Here is a 15,494-nt window from a genome sequence, read left to right as displayed (position 1 = left end):
TTTGCTGCGAAGCGCGTGGCCTTTTGGCCAAGGTTGGCAGGTTGAACGCGATGGACGAAGTCCCGCTTTGCTGCGAAGCGCGTGGCCTTTTGGCCAAGGTTAAAACGTTCAACTTTAAAGTTACTAAATAAATTATAACTCTGTTAAAGGTAACTATATTAAATTAAATATGAAACCAATTCTGGTTTTTGTCATCATTAATTTTGAAGGTTGTCAGGTTATAATGTTGAAGGTTAAAACCTTGGCCAAAAGGCCACGCGATCGCGTTCAACGTTCAACGTTAAACTTGCTTGCCTTCTAACTCTTTTCAACTTTAAATTTGCTAACTTGTAATTCTGTTAACGATGAAACCAGTTATTGTTTTCGGCAGTATCAATATGGATTTGGTAGCCAAAACTCCCCGGTTACCAGTTCCAGGTGAAACACTACAAGGCCATGAATTTTTTACTGCTCCTGGTGGGAAAGGGGCAAATCAAGCTGTGGCGGTGGCACGGTTGGGTATCCCCACTAAAATGGTGGGGCGCGTCGGTAGTGATGATTTTGGGACTCATCTACGCCAAAGTCTAGGGGTAACGGGTGTTGACACCGATGGCGTTTTGGTTGAGGAGGGGGTCAGTTCTGGGATTGCAGTGATTTCGGTGGATCAGGCTGGGGAGAATACCATTATTTTCGTGGCTGGTGCTAATGGCCATGTTAATGAAACTGATGTGGAACGCCTCAGTAGTTTGTTGCCAGAAGCCGCTGTTTTATTGATGCAGTTGGAGATTCCCATGTCGGTGGTGCTCTTAGTAGCAGCAGCAGCTCAGAAAGTCGGTTGTCCAGTGATTCTTGACCCAGCACCAGCTCAGGAGTTACCAGAGGAACTGTATAGCATGGTGGATATTATGACACCGAATCAGTTGGAAGCCTCTGTACTAGTGGATTTTCCTGTCGATACCATAGAGTCAGCCAAGAACGCATCAGAAGTACTGTTGGCACGAGGTGTGGATACGGTGATTGTGACCTTAGGGGAGCAGGGGGTTTTCTGTGCCACTGGTTCTGAATCGTTCTTCGTCCCCGCTTTTTCTGTTGAGGCTGTGGATACTGTGGCGGCTGGAGATGCGTTTAATGGTGCCATGGCTGTGGCAATAGCCAAAGGGTTACCCTTGCGGCAAGCGGTAGTATGGGGAGCTGCAGCTGGGGCGCTTGCTGTCACTAAGGCTGGGGCTCAGCCATCTTTGCCGGATCAAGAGACATTCAATGCCTTTCTCACAGAATTAGGTATTAGCTATTAGCTATGATAGCATGATAGTCTTAGATATGAGATATTAGATATTAATTCTTAGATATTAGTGATTGCTAATAGATCATTTACCCGGAATTTGCTACTACTGGAAATCCTGATGGTAGACCTACTCATTAGTACTAATTAATCCAGTTTTAGCAAATTAGTGAGGTTTGGTAGTACGTCTTTTTCAAAACTCAGCCACTCAGCAGTCACTACTATACAGTAACTATAAAGTAACATCCTCATAAATTAAGGAGATGGGACAACTAAAATCAATGCTGGTCAAGTGAATTTCCTCTCCTTCTTTGTAGGGATTGAGTTCCCATTTGCCTTGTGGATTGCGCCGGAAGCACTCGATAGTGATCTGTTGAGTATCAATCAAAAGGTATTCTTGTGACATACTCCTACACTGACTCTGCTCTTACAGAGCCGCTTCGCGAACGAGTGAGCGTGTAGGCTTGAAGCCAACTCCACCCAACAGTATCGGCTTTCGCCGACCCTGCGCGAACGGATACAAGGCCTTTGGCCACGCTACGCGAACGACAAGCTTTATTAACGACACGGTCAGAAGTTACCGCAAGAATAGGGCAGCCTTTATGGTTAGTCGGTTATGCGTAAAGGGTTAAAACTTTATGATTAAGGCTGCCCTATTCTAAGGTTTCCTCTCCGGGATGCCCCGACCCGCCGGAACAATACAAAAATTCGATTTTTTCGCTCTTTAATAGCTGATAAACCAGCATTTAAGGCCTTTGGCCACGCGGGGCGCGTTCGGCTTTGTTTATCAGTAGATATATAATAGCAATTCCATACATACCCTGTGCAAAATTCATCCCACACCTATGCTACGCATTAGGTGTGGGATGAATTTTGCCGGACAGCTAAAGTTTTGATGCGGCGATAGTTAGCAAATTTGCGACCTCGGTCAAAGGCTTCAGTGGAGGGAGAGAGTACTTCTGCAATCAGACAGGGATGATAAATGACTTTGAGGGCATTGCTGTCTCGTTGGTCGCAGGTTACCATGACATCGGGGTAGTGAAAGGGGCCTTTTTCCGATACACCCACTTTGACACTAAAGATAAAAGGACGACACGAACCTCCCCGTAGATGGCTTTTTAAGGCAGTCGCAAGATTCAGAGCAATGGTTCCGTGGGGAATAGTTCCCCCAGTCATAGCATAGACTTCCCCGTCGATATATTCATAGTTGAGTTCTTGCTTTTCCTCCCAGTCTAGATAAGCTTCGGGAGTCATGTACTCTCCGATACTTTTTAGCTACCAAAATCTACAAAACGCAGATTTTAGCTCATTACGGTCGATGCCCGGTATTATCCGGGGCACCTCCGCTCCAGAACCGTGCGTGAAACTTTCGCCTCACACGGCTCCTAGGTATCTTTTTGGCTCCAATGTAATTGTTGATGACAGCTCTGGTGTATGGCCATAAGATTGGCTTTCTTCCAGTTGTCGTGATTTCCATCAATGTGGTGTAAGTGTACCTTTTCCTCATCAATGAATTTCATTCCACAATATCCACAGGAATGGTTTTGCTTTTTCAAGGCTTCGGCTGTAGCATTGTCGTATAGTTTGGAATTTCTTCCGCTCCAGTAAACTAAGTCTCCGTCGTAGGGGGACTTAGTTCCTTTGACGTTATTGTGTTTGAACTGTTTATACCCTACTGCGGGGAATCCCTTTTTGCATAGTTCGTTGGCTTTATGTCGGTTCACTTTCTTTTCCTTTCGGAATTTTTTGTTGGCCGTTTTTTCCATGAACCAGAGGCTATTTCGTGACCCACTCATATCGCAGTTTTTGTGGTAATTTCTCCATCCACGCACAATGGGCGCTAACTTTTTGGCCTTTACTTTGGCTCCATAGTTCGAGCTGTTGACCACGGCTTTGATTTTCTTACGTATGTTCCGGTGGTTTTCCTCTGAGGGAATTGACCGGAACTTTCCGTTTTTTTGGACGCGAAATTTCCACCCCAGAAAATCAAATCCGTCTGTCGTTTTGGTTATCTTTGTCTTTTCAACGCTTATTTCCATCCCGCGTTCTTTGAGGAAGTCCTTTATCTTCCCTAGTATGTTCTCAGCATTATCTTTGGCCTTGAGGATTATTACCATGTCGTCTGCATATCTGATGCTCCTGACTTTGGGGTTTATTTCCTCTATTCCGTCAAGTGCGATATTAGCCAAAAGTGGGCTGACCACACCTCCTTGGGGTGTTCCTTGCTCTGGGAATTCCGGATTGATGCCTGCTTTTAGACATCTGAATATCCCCTGTTTCAGACCCGCAGGTGCTAGCAATCTATCCATAATTGAGCTATGGGAGATGCGGTCAAAGCACTTCTTGATGTCTAGTTCTATGACTCTCTTATTGATGCCGTTGCAGCTTGAATTCAGGTTATTGAATAGCATTTTTTGTGCGTCCTGGGCACATCTGCCTGTTCTAAATCCATAGCTGAAGGCGCTGAACGTGGCCTCGTGAGCTGGTTCTAGAGCATATTTTGCGCTTACTTGCCAAGCTCTGTCTTGGATTGTCGGTACTTTCAACATTCTGGTATCTCCGTTTTTCTTAGCTATCGGGATTTCCCTTAAGCCTTGATGCGTCCAGTTTTCCGCAGTAGATACTAGTTTTTTAAGTACCTCGAACCTTTCCTCATATGTCAGGGAGGCTTTCCCATCTATTCCGGCGGTTCTTTTTCCCTGATTGAGCTGTGTCACTTGTCGGATAGCCAGAAGTTGGGCTGACCGGGATTTCATTATCAGTTTCTGTAGAGACCGAGCTTTCCTCAGGTCGCCAGCTTGAACTGCTTTATAAACTCGCTTTTGTAGGCGGAAAAGGTTCCGGCGGAGTTGCTTCCACTTTTGACTTTTCCATAGGTCACTATATCTATTCGACATGTGTCTACCCGTGCTCTTCTAGAGTTCGTTTATCTTGATACCCGTCACCAGTTTCCGATGACATCTTACCCGACAGTAGGGATTAAGTAAGGCAATACTTACTAAGGTTCGACTACTCCTTAGACCTATACTTGCTGTCGTTTTTACTCGTTCCATCTGTTAGATTATTCTGGCGATTTAGGGCAGTCCGGAGATGAAACCTTAGAATAGTGGAGCCTTACTACAAAATTTTTAACCCTTTTTCCCATAACCCTCTAACTATAAAGGCTCCACTATTCTTGCGGTAACTTCTAACCAGTTTGCCTATCCTCTTCTCGGAGATTACAACTATCATTAGTACAACGTTGTGAGAATGAAAGGATTAAGTCTCGCATATACTAGTCAGATTGCGGCTTACTTGTTAGACACTTTTTCAGGACTTTTGCTACTGTTACCCGTGTCGCCTCCCTATTAGCAGCAGTGTGGCACATCTGATTTACCTCTGATTCTGCCCTGATGCCAGCTTCACTCTGTAAGGTTGCCGCCTTACTCGGTGTGGCCAGATAAGGAGTCACTTGTCTCTTCAAGGAGTGGGTTTTCACCACCATCCATACAGATAGTTAAGATATTTGAGACTGTCGTCTCGCGATATCTCCTGATGTTATACTTCACCCGTTTCGGATGTATCCTACATCAGAACGAGCCGCACACTAATGCAAGCTGCTTTCGCAGCCAGGGGGTATCTTCCAATGCCCGCAGAAATATTCCACGAGCGCCGTTAATGTCTCGTTCGCGAAGCGTGACCAAAGGTCAATCCATAGATCGACCATCAACTTTAGACTTGATTGTTCTACTTCCACCAATGTTCACCATTTCGCCAGTCCAACTAACAGTTTTGCTAGTATAGGCTTCGCAGACATCTACTACTGTCTTGCCAGTCTCTTTGGCTTTATGTTTTAAAAATTGCTTAAACCGATAATGAGCAAAATTGAGCAGATTGCGGACAGTTTTAGATCTTATTTTTCTGCTTCCTTTTTTAGACATTTGAGATGTTTCAAAGGTAGGAAGCAATATTACATCAAAGTTGTCAACAAGAAACCTGGCTGCTTTATGGTGTAGTTCATTAATCAGGTTTTGAATCCTGATTATCATTCGGCGGGCAGCTTTTCTCATTCGACGTTTTTGTCCACGTTTAGCCTTACTGATTTTTGAAAACAGGTTGTCTAAGTGCTGGCACAATCTTTGAATTCGAGAAAAGTCTCCATGCCCTATCTTTCCGACAGAAGTCTCGCTAAAGAAGGTGAGAAAAGTTCTGACTCCAGGGTAAGCAAGCAACAACACGACCTTGGTTTTCGGTTTTCTGTTTTGTTGCTTCATGAGGAACCACCAGGTAATAGTCCCCATTGTGACTGGTGAGCCTACAATCCCCAATATTGCTAGGGAGAGGCTCAGTATACGATATCTCTCCTAACTTGGTGTGATAAATTCCTTTCTCAGATACTGCTGATTTTGGAATGTAACAAGACTGTCTTGGATTTTTGCGAGATCTAAATCTGATCCGATTAATCTGAAAAGTCTTTTTAGATTTTTTCTTAGCCTCCCTAATAGCGGTGCAAGCATCCTTTATCGCTATAGATTTAATTTGATAAGGCACTGACTTGCACCACTCGGGAAGGTCATTCAATATCCCAGTTTTTATGGCTTTCCAGTTAGCTTTTACTTCGCCACTTTGAAGGATTTTAACGGTCTTGTTGAAAACATAACGGGATACCCCAAACCATTTGCGAGCAAGCGTACGCTGTTCAGGGTTTAGGAACACTTTGATCTTCTTTGATTTTCTTTCCGTACTTTCTGAGTCCGTGGACTCGGCAGGAGAAGACGTGAATGATGGAGAGAAGATCTGCGGTAAGCTCGGATTCGGGACAACTTTCAGGTTGGTCGAGAACCAGGATTTTTCCACCGTTGAGACTGACCAAGTATTCAATGAGTTCAAACCCGAATCGGGTGAGTCTATCTCTACAGGTAACAATAATTGTGAGCTGATCTCCGCACACAATTCGTTCCAATATGGTTCTAAGACCTTTCCTTTTGTAGTTGAGGCCAGACCCGATGTCTTTGATGATTTCCGCTTTCGGGAAGAGTGAGTGGAGGTAGGCAACTTGCCTGGCAAGGTCGTCTTTTTGCTTGTGGGTGCTGACTCGGCAATACCCAATACTGAATTCACGAACGCGACCCACGTTTCCTTTGACGCTACCAAATCGGAGCAAACTATCTGTGTCAAAGAGTCTGGTTCCGCCAGGGGTTTTTTCGCACCGGATTGTACCATTGTCCGCATACTTCCTTAAAGTGTTCCCCGATAATCCTGTAAGTTCGACCGCCTTACGTAAAGGAACTAGTACCATGCTTAAAATCTAACACACTTTTGGAAATAGTGCAAGATTTTTGTAGAAAAACGTCAACAGTAACTAGCCCTGATAAGAAGCAACCATAACTACCTCACTTATTCAGTGATGTCTTTTATGTCCTGTTTTGGAGCTAGTTGAGCTTATGTTCAACTATAGCGTGAAACTACCCCTGACTAGAGAGGGATGTTGCTTTGGAAGCGCTTTGCGAACGCATTGTGCATTTTTACACACATATTCACAACCTTTGGCTTTCATAGCTGCTCTAAAGAGACAGGGCTTTCAGCCTTGCTTTTTCTAAAAACGGGTATTGTAACTGTAAACGTTGTTCCTTGGTTGAGAGTGCTTTCAACTCCGATTTGACCGTGGTGATTCTCAACTATTGTTTTAGCGATCGCTAAACCTAGCCCAGCTCCTTTTGCTGTATCATAAGGTCTAGCTGGATCAGCTCGATAAAAGCGATCAAAAATGTGAGGTAATGCTGATGCACAGATGCCTCGACCGGAATCAGTTACCTTAACTTGAAGGAGGTAGCGCGGTCTTGGGGTTCCCCCCCATGAGGGACTACCGGTGAGGAATTGCAGGTTTCTTGCCCTACGTTTGCTGGGAGGTTCTAACTGTTGTAATTCCACTTGAATAAATGCTTCCCCTGGAGTTTTAGTAGAGGCTGGTGTGTATTGCACAGCGTTATTCACTAGATTGGTAAATAAACGTACCAATTGATTCCAATCCCCCTCAAGGGTAAAGGCATCTTCGTCGAATGTTGGATTTTGGAACACCTGACTAGGGCAGGCTGGCAGAAATACGTGATCAGCCCCGATCTCCTCCTCTGTCTCCTCTGTTCCCTCTGTTTGCTCTGTTCCCTCTGCCTGATCAGGATTGGGGATTTCAATCAAGTACAGGGAAATGCCTTTTTCTGTAGCAATCAGCTGTTGCTCCTCGATCACTTCCATTAGCAAAGCATCCAGGTGGACTAATTGCCACTGGGGTTGTACCATACCGCTATCAGCACGAGCTAAAAACAGCAGGTCATTCACCAGTTTTCCTAAGCGCTGGGTTAATCGCTCTATCACTTCGAGTTGGTGCCGTTGCAACTCAGATGCCAAATCGGGATCCCCGAGAGCAACTTGCACGTTAGTCTGAATCGTCGCAATCGGGTTTCTGAGTTCGTGGGAAGCATCAGCAGTGAATTGTTTGAGCCGTTGGTACGACTCCCGTACTGGCTTCATAGCCATACCAGATAGTAACCAACCAATAGCACCAGTAGAAATAATCATCACCACTGTACCTAGAGTCAGATCAAATATCAGTTGGTGGCTGGGTTTGGTGACTTCAAACCATGGGTGGCTAACCCGTAAATAACCCAAGATATAATCCTCGATTTGCACCGGTTGGGTTAACTGTCGCAGGAGATGCTCTGCTGATAAATGAACTGTTGCCCTAGTGGTGTTGGCCTTTAAGGGAATAGTTAAGGGTTCTGAGAAGGTTGACCACAGCAAATCCCCCTTCGGACTAAACCACTCCAGGTCAATGTGGTCATCTTCTACCCCATCACTATTGTCTCGAAAACTGGCTTCAATGTTGAATTGGTAGGGAATCTCACCATCATCCACAGGTTGAATCACCAGTGATCGCTCTACCACTTCTACGACATGTTTGAGGGTGTCATCAACCCGTTCAATCAGGGTGTGGCGGACATAAAGATAGACAGCAGTTGCAAATAATAACAGTAAGACTGCGGTGACCGTAGTGTACCACAGAGCAAGGCGTCGGCGAGTAGTTTGAAACATGATAATTTAACAGACATCGAAGATCAACAGGACTTACGCCGCCAACCCGATTTATTAACATAATTACAGGGATTTCAGCCTTTGATTTATAAGGTAGCTAAGTCCTGATCAAATCCGGTTGACTAATGATCATAGCCAGGATTGGGTAATGGATAATGGCTAATATCAATTCCAGTGACACTCAGATTGATCACAACTGAGAACCGAACCAGTTGCTGCCAGTCTAGAGGTCAAAGCTAAAATTGATATCGTGTCCGGTTAAATCGTTCTTCCTTGTAGAGACGTTGTCTGCAACGTCTCTACAAGGAAGGTTTGATTGATTGTTCCTTGTCCGACTTGTCTGCCAAAAGAATGAGCCTTCAAAACAGCGATCGCAAACCAGCAAAACCATCTCTAAGCTCTCGGGAAGACCTCTTTGAGTCCCTAGTGGAAAATTCTCCCGAGTGTATAGCGCGATTTGATCGGGAATTTCGCTATGTCTATGCTAATCCGGCCCTGTCACAGGCATTTGGGATCGCCCAGTCAGAATTGATAGGCTTTACCCATCGTGACCTCGGGATGCCAGAAGACTTTATCCACTTATGGGATAGAGCGATGGAAAAGGTGTTTGCCACAGGTCAAGAAAAGAGGATTGAATTCCAGTGGATCACAGAGAATGGGCGACACTTTTATCAATCCTGTCTGGTACCAGAGTTGGCCAGTGATGGTTCAGTAGAATTTGTCTTGGGGTTTAGCTGTGACATTAGCGATCGCATAACCAATACAGAATTTTCAAGGTGGCTTGAGCAACTACAGAACTCTAACCGAGAACTGGAACAGTTTGCTTATGTGGCATCCCACGATTTACAAGAACCCCTGCGGAAGGTCAAGAGTTTCACAGAATTGCTAGTGGAAGAGTACCAGGGGAAATTGGATCGCGAAGCAGATAAATACATGGCTTACATTGTTGATGGTGTCTTCCGCATGCAGACTCTCATTAAAGATCTGCTGGCCTACTCCCGTTTGGGTCGGTCTGAACTGACCTTTGAACCCACAGATATCGCTGAAGTGCTTGAGCAGGTTCTTGAAAACTTGAGTGTTACCATTAAAGAAAATCATGCTGTCATCACCCATGATCCACTGCCAACTATCCCAGCTAATCCCCAACACATGGTGGAATTGTTCCAGAATCTAATCAGTAATGGCATCAAATTCCGTTCTGAGGCAACTCCTGAGATTCACATTGAAGCTCAGTTGCAGGAATCCCAATGGTTAATAGGGGTTCGAGATAATGGTATTGGTATTCCAAGCAAGTATGCTGAACGAATTTTTTCCATATTCCAACGGCTACATGCTAGGAACAAGTATCCCGGTACCGGGATTGGTTTAGCCATTTGTCAGAAAATCGTCCAGTGTCACGGTGGAAATATTTGGGTCGAATCAGAGTCTGGTGTTGGCTCAAGATTCTATTTCACCCTGCCAATTCATCAGAGTTGGTAGCCAAAGATGGCTCATGGGTTTGCCGATAAAAAATTAACAATAAACAATTTTATTATAACCAATTTAAAATAACCCAATATCAAATAACTATGACATGTACAGTAAATTCCCTGAAATTCTGCTAATAGAAGACGATCCTGGAGATATAGAACTCACCAGGAAAGCACTCAACAAAGCGAAACTGGCGATTAAGCTCCATGTGGTTATGGATGGTACTCAAGCCCTGGCTTACCTGTACAAACAGGGGGAGTATGCTGATTCTCAGCAACCTGACTTAATTTTGCTAGACCTAAACCTCCCTGGGATGAATGGACAAGAGGTTCTCCAGCAGATCAAAGGTGATGATGACCTCAAGCAAATCCCCGTTGTGATGCTGACCACTTCAGAAGCTCAGGAAGATATTGTAAAAAGCTATGACTTGGGAGCTAACTGTTATCTTAAAAAACCCATTAGCTTAAAAGAATTTGACAATATTATCGAAGCCCTACAAGATTTCTGGTTTAGTGTTGTGAAGCTACCGCCGCCATAAACTAGCTAGAATTCAAAATTCAAAATTCAAAATTCAAAATTATTACATGTTTAGCTAGTGCTAAAAATGTAGTGGTTTGGCTACGGTCTGGTCAAGGTAACGGGAGCTAAAATCGCTACTTTTGTACAACTACCCTTCTCCCCAAACTATTCCCCCGATTCCCGATTCCCGATTCCCGATTCCCGATTCCCAGAGCTTAGTGCTATAGGTCAGAAACGATCAGCCCTATTGCCTACGCTGATCATGCCTAATGCCTTCAAGGATAAACCTAATTCTTGAAATCTTACTAAGATTAGGCCTCCTCAGATTTAAGATTAATTTTATCATTCGAGGCTAAATTATCCATCGAAGACCCTCAGCCGGTATACTTTTTAGTATTTTAATCCCCTTAATCTCAAGGATTATACGGATTTTATGTGCATTTTTTCATGAATTCTCCGTATAAGTACGGAGATAACGATTAGTGAAATTACGGTGGAAACAGGTTTTTTTTAAGTCAATAATTAACATAATAGATTTAATTCATATCTCACAGATGTTTGTTGATTAGTTAACGGTATTTCAATGTCATCAACATACCTACCAGTCACTTCACCTTCAGCTGATCAAAGGAATTTACCTGCACCAGTCATTTATTTTCAAAATAAACTCCCCACAGAAAAAGCATACCATCCTGATTGTACCCGAATCCTCTTAATTGAGGACGATATCCAGGATGTTGAGCTCATTAAAGCATTACTCAAAAAGGCAAAACATTTTCGAGCAACACTCACCCATGTAGAGACCTTAGAGCAAGGTCTCGAATGCCTTAGGCAGGGAAATATTGATATCGTACTCTCTGACCTGTTCTTACCAGATCAGCAAGGTCTAGAGACATTTTGTGAAATTTATGCCCAGTTTCCCGAAGTGCCTATAATCATTCTGAGTGGACTGACTGATGAGAATTTAGCCATAGAAGCGCTACAAGAAGGAGCACAGGATTACTTAGTTAAAGGAGAATTTGATCGGAACCTATTGGTACGAGGGATGCGCTATGGCATGGAGCGGCAACGACTGCTGTTAGCACTGAAGCGACAAACTGAAGCCCTACGAGCCAGTGAAGAGCAATTTCGCACCATGATTACCAGAAATGCTGATGGTGTTGTCATTATTGATCACAATCGAGTGATTCAATTTGTTAATCCAGCAGCAGAATCCCTGATGGACTGTAAAGCGGAAATACTCCAAGGAGAAATATGGTGCAGTTCCCTAGTGGTTGGCCAAACTACAGAACTAGATATTTGCTCCTCCTATGGAAAAATTGTTATTGTCGAAATCCAGCTAGTAGAGATTCAATGGGAAGGTAAAAAAGCCTATCTGGCATCACTGCGAGATATCACCACTCGCAAGGAACTAGAAATTGCTCAGAAGCAACTGAATGATGAGTTAGAACGTCGGGTTGAGGAGCGCACAGTTGAACTAAGAGTAGCCAATGCTCAGCTCCAAGTTTTGGAAGTTAAACTACGTCAATCACTGGTGAAAGAGAAAGAATTGAGCAAATTTAAATCTCGGATTATCTCTAGCATTTCCCATGAGTACCGCACCCCATTAACTACGATTTCCTCATCAGCAGCAATCCTGGAACGGTACTGTCATAAAATCGATCCGACTCGGCAAGTTAAACATTGTAGACGTATCCAATCCATGGTTCAGCACCTGACTGGTTTAGTGGATGATGTGCTATTTATTAACAAGACAGAATTTGACCAACTAGATTCCCAAGCAGAACCTATAGACTTAGTTCGATTTTGTAGTAAATTAGTTGATGAAATAAAATCTAAAACCACAGATAAACACCAGCTCTTGTTTAGCTATGAAGGTGATTGTAAGGAATTCACATCAGATCCTAAGATGCTACGACAAATGCTAAATAATCTCCTCTCTAACGCTATTAAATATTCTCCTCAAGGAGGCACAGTCGAACTTAACCTTAAGTGTGAAACTAATCAAGTAATACTGGAAGTTACAGATGAAGGGATTGGCATTCCTAAGCACGATCAAGGTGAGTTATTTAATTCCTTTAGTCGCGGGAGTAATATCGGTTCCATAGGGGGAATTGGATTGGGGTTATCAATTGTAAAAAGTTATGTGGAACACCATCAAGGTCAGATAGTTATGGCAAGTGAAATAGGTGTAGGTACTCGTGTTAAGGTATCTTTACCATTGCTTCGTTAGTGGTTAGTATGACTGACAAAAATTGATTTATTTAACAAATACTCATAATATCCGAAGAATAATATAGTTGGTAAAACGTATTTTTAAGCCATCATATCTAGTTCCGTTAAATACTTATAAAAATTATTATTTTGGTGAGGTATAAAGCTTATCCTTTTAAGGCAAAAGGTAAGCTATCAGCTATCAGCTATCAGCTATCAGCTATCAGCTATCAGCTATCAGCTATCAGCTATCAGCTATCAGCCATTCCCGTAGCGTGGACTTGGCCTTGGCCTTTGGGCCACGCTACGGGAATGGCCACGCTACGGGAATGGCCAAGGCCAACGGCTGACCGCTGACCGCTGACCGCTGAATACTTACGTTAATGGAAAATGGAAAATGGAAAATGGAAAATTCCCAATTCCCAATTACCAATTACCAATTAACAGCCATAGGCAGAAATTATCACCTGATTACAAATCCTTAGACTCCTGTTAGGTTTTGTCTTTCAACTGCTTCGTAACGGATTTGGCTTTATCCTTTAAGTGTGCGCTGGTAGCATTGGCTCTATCTTTCAACTGCTCAGTGACTGATTGAGCTTTATCTTTCAACTGTTCGGTGGTAGCTTTGGCTTTATCCTTCAACTGTTCAGTGACTGATTGGGCTTTATCTTTCAACTGTTCTGGCATCTGTTGAGCTTTGCGCTTGACAGCTTGAAATTCCTGGACAGTTTTTTGATAATCTTCCTTGATCAGGTCTGTAGCTTGACCAATTTTTTGATTAAGTCCTTCCTCATACTTTTTACTATTTTGAGCAACTGCATCGAGTACAATTACCCGCTTGCTGCCAATACTTGAAATTGCTACGGGTGGGAGTATATACATACCATCCATAACCCCATGCCAGCCAACGTCGGAGAAGAGATAGTTAACTACACTACCGCTTTTGGGTTTGAGCAAGTAGTCCACTAGCTTACCAATTTTATTACCCGCATCTGTCCACACCTCATGTCCGATCAGGGAATCCCAAGACTCGGTTTTCTGTTGAGTTTTGTGATTTTTGCTAGTGTTGACGAGAATACTATCGGTGCCAATACTCTCTACTTGACCCCAAGCAAAGTACCGTTTTTTCGCCCCAAGTAATCCAGACTTACACCTTAAGGCAACGACTCGATGAGCTTGATAGTCCAACAAGAGTTGATCGACATGACCAATTTCTTCTGTCGTCTGACGCTCTAAGACTAGACGATTGAGTAACTGGCTCTGCCTGATCGGTTTGGGTTGGATAAATAGTAAAGACATCTGTTCATGTCTCCAATAGTTAAGAACTGGCGATGGCGTTCGGAAAAACACACAGAAGGCTTAGCAGCGTTAAGCTATCACACCCTCAGCTCCTCACCCCCTTGAGCTTAGAGCTTACGTTCAACAGCTAAACCAAAAGCTTAGTTTATGTCTGGGGGAAGTATATATCCTTGAGCGGACACTACAGAAAGCTACTATGCTTCCATAGTCTTTCCTTAGAGTGTTTGCTTAAGGTTAAGATTATGCTTGTGTACCCCTCTGTGATTTTTTCCATCTAGATTTTAGCTTACAATGATTGAGTCAAGTCTGATCTAGAGGATTACCACGGAGTGAGTTGAGACTATGCGCTTATTGTTTTTGATTTCGGGCTTCGTGTTCGGCTTAGCTATAGCAGCGATATTATTCGCCCTCCAAAATAAAGAACTTGTGGCGGTAAATTTTGGGGTTTGGACTATAGAAGAACCCTTATCTATAGTAATTCTTTTAACTCTATCTATGGGCTGTTTAGCTGGTTTATTAATATCCACACCTACCCTAATTAACCAAAGTCGTAAACTAGCTCAGCAACGGAAACGGATTAATGAGTTAGAGCAGGATTATAATGAAACAATAGTAAATATTGATAATCAACGCAAAAGGATAGAGTTCTTAGAAGATAGTTTGAAAAGTAAGATAGATGCCTCATCAGCAGAATCTGAGCCGCAATAGCTGGAAAAATGTTAAGCATATGCGCTACGCGCACGCTGCGCGAACAGCGGTCAGGGGTCAGCCGTCAGCCGTCAGCTAAAATAAACCCTGCCTAGGGTGCGCCTATGGGCAATGGGCAAAAGGTAGAATTTCAATTTAATAGTTCGAGATTAATGAGAATTGAAAGTCAACATAAAAGTAGATCAGCATAAGTAAAAGAGATTAAACGAATACTTACCTCTTTTCTTAAAAAGCTGATAGCTGATAGCTGATAGCTGATAGCTGATAGCTGATAGCTGATAGCTGATAGCTGATAGCTGATAGCTGATAGCTTACCTAATTTTATCTACCGATTTTAACTACCGAGCAAGGATTCCAACTCAGCTTTTAATGACTCAAAATCTGACACCCTTGACACCAGTAAATTATCCTTACCAGCATCATTTAATCGTTGTTTCCAATAACTGATTATTTCTGGGTGATTCATCCAGAATTGAATCACACTGTCTACAGCTTGATCTAGGCTCCAATCTGCCTGGGAGGGGATGGTTTCAGCTGATTCAATTAAAGCATCAAGGGTACACTGATAAGTACCTAAGTATTTCAGCCCTGGTGGGACTTTTCTCTGAATCAACTTCTGTTGATGATTGAAAAAGTCTAGGACAGGAGATACTCCTAAGATTTCAAAGGTGTATTTCATAGGTTGAATACCTTCCTTTTTACCAGTTAATAAGCATTCAGCTATCAGCTATCAGCCGTCAGCTAATCAACGGTAGGTAGTTGCTAGTGGTGCTTCAGGGGGGCTCGCCGTAATTTTCAGCCTCGTAGCCAGCCTTGGGAAAGTCCGCCCCGTAACGCACCACCGGGTCAAACACCAAAAATGAGATGAACCCCCATAAACTGATAGCACCTCAAGTAGCGTGCGCGTAGCGCTTAAGCTGATAGCTGACAGCTGAATGCTTACTCCTATAGAGGT

General features: G+C 43.3%; 15 protein-coding genes and 1 pseudogene. 6 read left to right on the top strand and 10 right to left on the bottom strand.

The annotated features are described in order from the left end of the window. Positions 1-344: 344 nt before the first annotated feature. Positions 345-1,274 carry a ribokinase gene (gene rbsK / locus F6J90_RS34330; protein WP_293104393.1) on the top strand — a complete coding sequence of 310 codons (930 nt, stop codon included), beginning with the start codon at positions 345-347 and terminating at the stop codon, positions 1,272-1,274. Positions 1,275-1,493: 219 nt separating this feature from the next. Here rbsK and F6J90_RS34325 read toward each other — a convergent pair whose 3' ends face one another. From F6J90_RS34325 to F6J90_RS34290, 8 genes and pseudogenes are all read right to left on the bottom strand, one after another. After that, positions 1,494-1,667 carry a Uma2 family endonuclease gene (locus F6J90_RS34325; RefSeq protein WP_293104390.1) on the bottom strand — a complete coding sequence of 58 codons (174 nt, stop codon included), beginning with the start codon at positions 1,665-1,667 and terminating at the stop codon, positions 1,494-1,496. Between the two features lie 479 nt (positions 1,668-2,146). Further along, positions 2,147-2,515 (bottom strand): annotated as a pseudogene (locus F6J90_RS34320) (Uma2 family endonuclease); the annotation flags it as partial. 131 nt (positions 2,516-2,646) lie between these two features. Then, on the bottom strand, positions 2,647-4,158 hold the full coding sequence (locus F6J90_RS34315; protein WP_293104387.1) for a reverse transcriptase domain-containing protein: 1,512 nt from the start codon (positions 4,156-4,158) through the stop codon (positions 2,647-2,649). A gap of 377 nt (positions 4,159-4,535) precedes the next feature. Continuing rightward, positions 4,536-4,724 carry a hypothetical protein gene (locus F6J90_RS34310; RefSeq protein ID WP_293104385.1) on the bottom strand — a complete coding sequence of 63 codons (189 nt, stop codon included), beginning with the start codon at positions 4,722-4,724 and terminating at the stop codon, positions 4,536-4,538. Positions 4,725-4,947: 223 nt separating this feature from the next. Next, positions 4,948-5,514 (bottom strand): IS200/IS605 family accessory protein TnpB-related protein, encoded by a 567-nt coding sequence (locus F6J90_RS34305; RefSeq protein WP_293104382.1) that lies wholly within the window; start codon positions 5,512-5,514, stop codon positions 4,948-4,950. Beyond that, positions 5,429-5,956 (bottom strand): helix-turn-helix domain-containing protein, encoded by a 528-nt coding sequence (locus F6J90_RS34300; RefSeq protein ID WP_293104379.1) that lies wholly within the window; start codon positions 5,954-5,956, stop codon positions 5,429-5,431. Before F6J90_RS34300 ends, F6J90_RS34305 begins: the two co-directional genes overlap by 86 nt. After that, positions 5,940-6,539 (bottom strand): IS607 family transposase, encoded by a 600-nt coding sequence (locus F6J90_RS34295; protein ID WP_293104376.1) that lies wholly within the window; start codon positions 6,537-6,539, stop codon positions 5,940-5,942. The genes F6J90_RS34300 and F6J90_RS34295 overlap by 17 nt, the downstream gene beginning before the upstream one ends. Positions 6,540-6,793: 254 nt before the next feature. Next, positions 6,794-8,329: an ATP-binding protein gene (locus tag F6J90_RS34290; RefSeq protein WP_293104374.1), complete on the bottom strand. Its 1,536-nt coding sequence runs from the start codon at positions 8,327-8,329 to the stop codon at positions 6,794-6,796. A 351-nt stretch (positions 8,330-8,680) separates the two neighbouring features. On the opposite strand from F6J90_RS34290, the gene F6J90_RS34285 reads away from it, so the two are divergent. From F6J90_RS34285 to F6J90_RS34270, 4 genes are all read left to right on the top strand, one after another. Next, positions 8,681-9,808, top strand: a complete 1,128-nt coding sequence (locus F6J90_RS34285) for an ATP-binding protein (protein WP_293104371.1) — start codon at positions 8,681-8,683, stop codon at positions 9,806-9,808. A gap of 94 nt (positions 9,809-9,902) precedes the next feature. After that, positions 9,903-10,337, top strand: a complete 435-nt coding sequence (locus F6J90_RS34280; RefSeq protein WP_293104368.1) for a response regulator — start codon at positions 9,903-9,905, stop codon at positions 10,335-10,337. A gap of 564 nt (positions 10,338-10,901) precedes the next feature. Further along, positions 10,902-12,551 (top strand): ATP-binding protein, encoded by a 1,650-nt coding sequence (locus tag F6J90_RS34275; protein ID WP_293104365.1) that lies wholly within the window; start codon positions 10,902-10,904, stop codon positions 12,549-12,551. A 134-nt stretch (positions 12,552-12,685) separates the two neighbouring features. Beyond that, positions 12,686-12,889, top strand: a complete 204-nt coding sequence (locus F6J90_RS34270) for a hypothetical protein (RefSeq protein ID WP_293104362.1) — start codon at positions 12,686-12,688, stop codon at positions 12,887-12,889. A 135-nt stretch (positions 12,890-13,024) separates the two neighbouring features. Here F6J90_RS34270 and F6J90_RS34265 read toward each other — a convergent pair whose 3' ends face one another. After that, the gene (locus F6J90_RS34265) at positions 13,025-13,831 is read right to left on the bottom strand and encodes a PRC-barrel domain-containing protein (protein WP_293104359.1); all 807 of its coding nucleotides are present in this window, start codon (positions 13,829-13,831) and stop codon (positions 13,025-13,027) included. Positions 13,832-14,173: 342 nt separating this feature from the next. Here F6J90_RS34265 and F6J90_RS34260 point away from each other — a divergent pair, with 342 nt between their 5' ends. After that, complete coding sequence (locus F6J90_RS34260) at positions 14,174-14,539, top strand: LapA family protein (protein WP_293104357.1); 366 nt, start codon at positions 14,174-14,176, stop codon at positions 14,537-14,539. A 334-nt stretch (positions 14,540-14,873) separates the two neighbouring features. Here the strand turns inward: F6J90_RS34260 and F6J90_RS34255 are convergent, their stop codons facing one another. Then, complete coding sequence (locus tag F6J90_RS34255) at positions 14,874-15,218, bottom strand: hypothetical protein (RefSeq protein ID WP_293104354.1); 345 nt, start codon at positions 15,216-15,218, stop codon at positions 14,874-14,876. Between the last annotated feature and the right edge of the window lie 276 nt (positions 15,219-15,494).

Source organism: Moorena sp. SIOASIH (genome assembly GCF_010671925.1).
In the GTDB taxonomy this organism is placed as follows: Bacteria; Cyanobacteriota; Cyanobacteriia; order Cyanobacteriales; family Coleofasciculaceae; genus Moorena.
The sequence above is the reverse complement of the archived record's forward strand: the minus strand, read 5'-3'. Positions and strand labels throughout refer to the sequence as shown.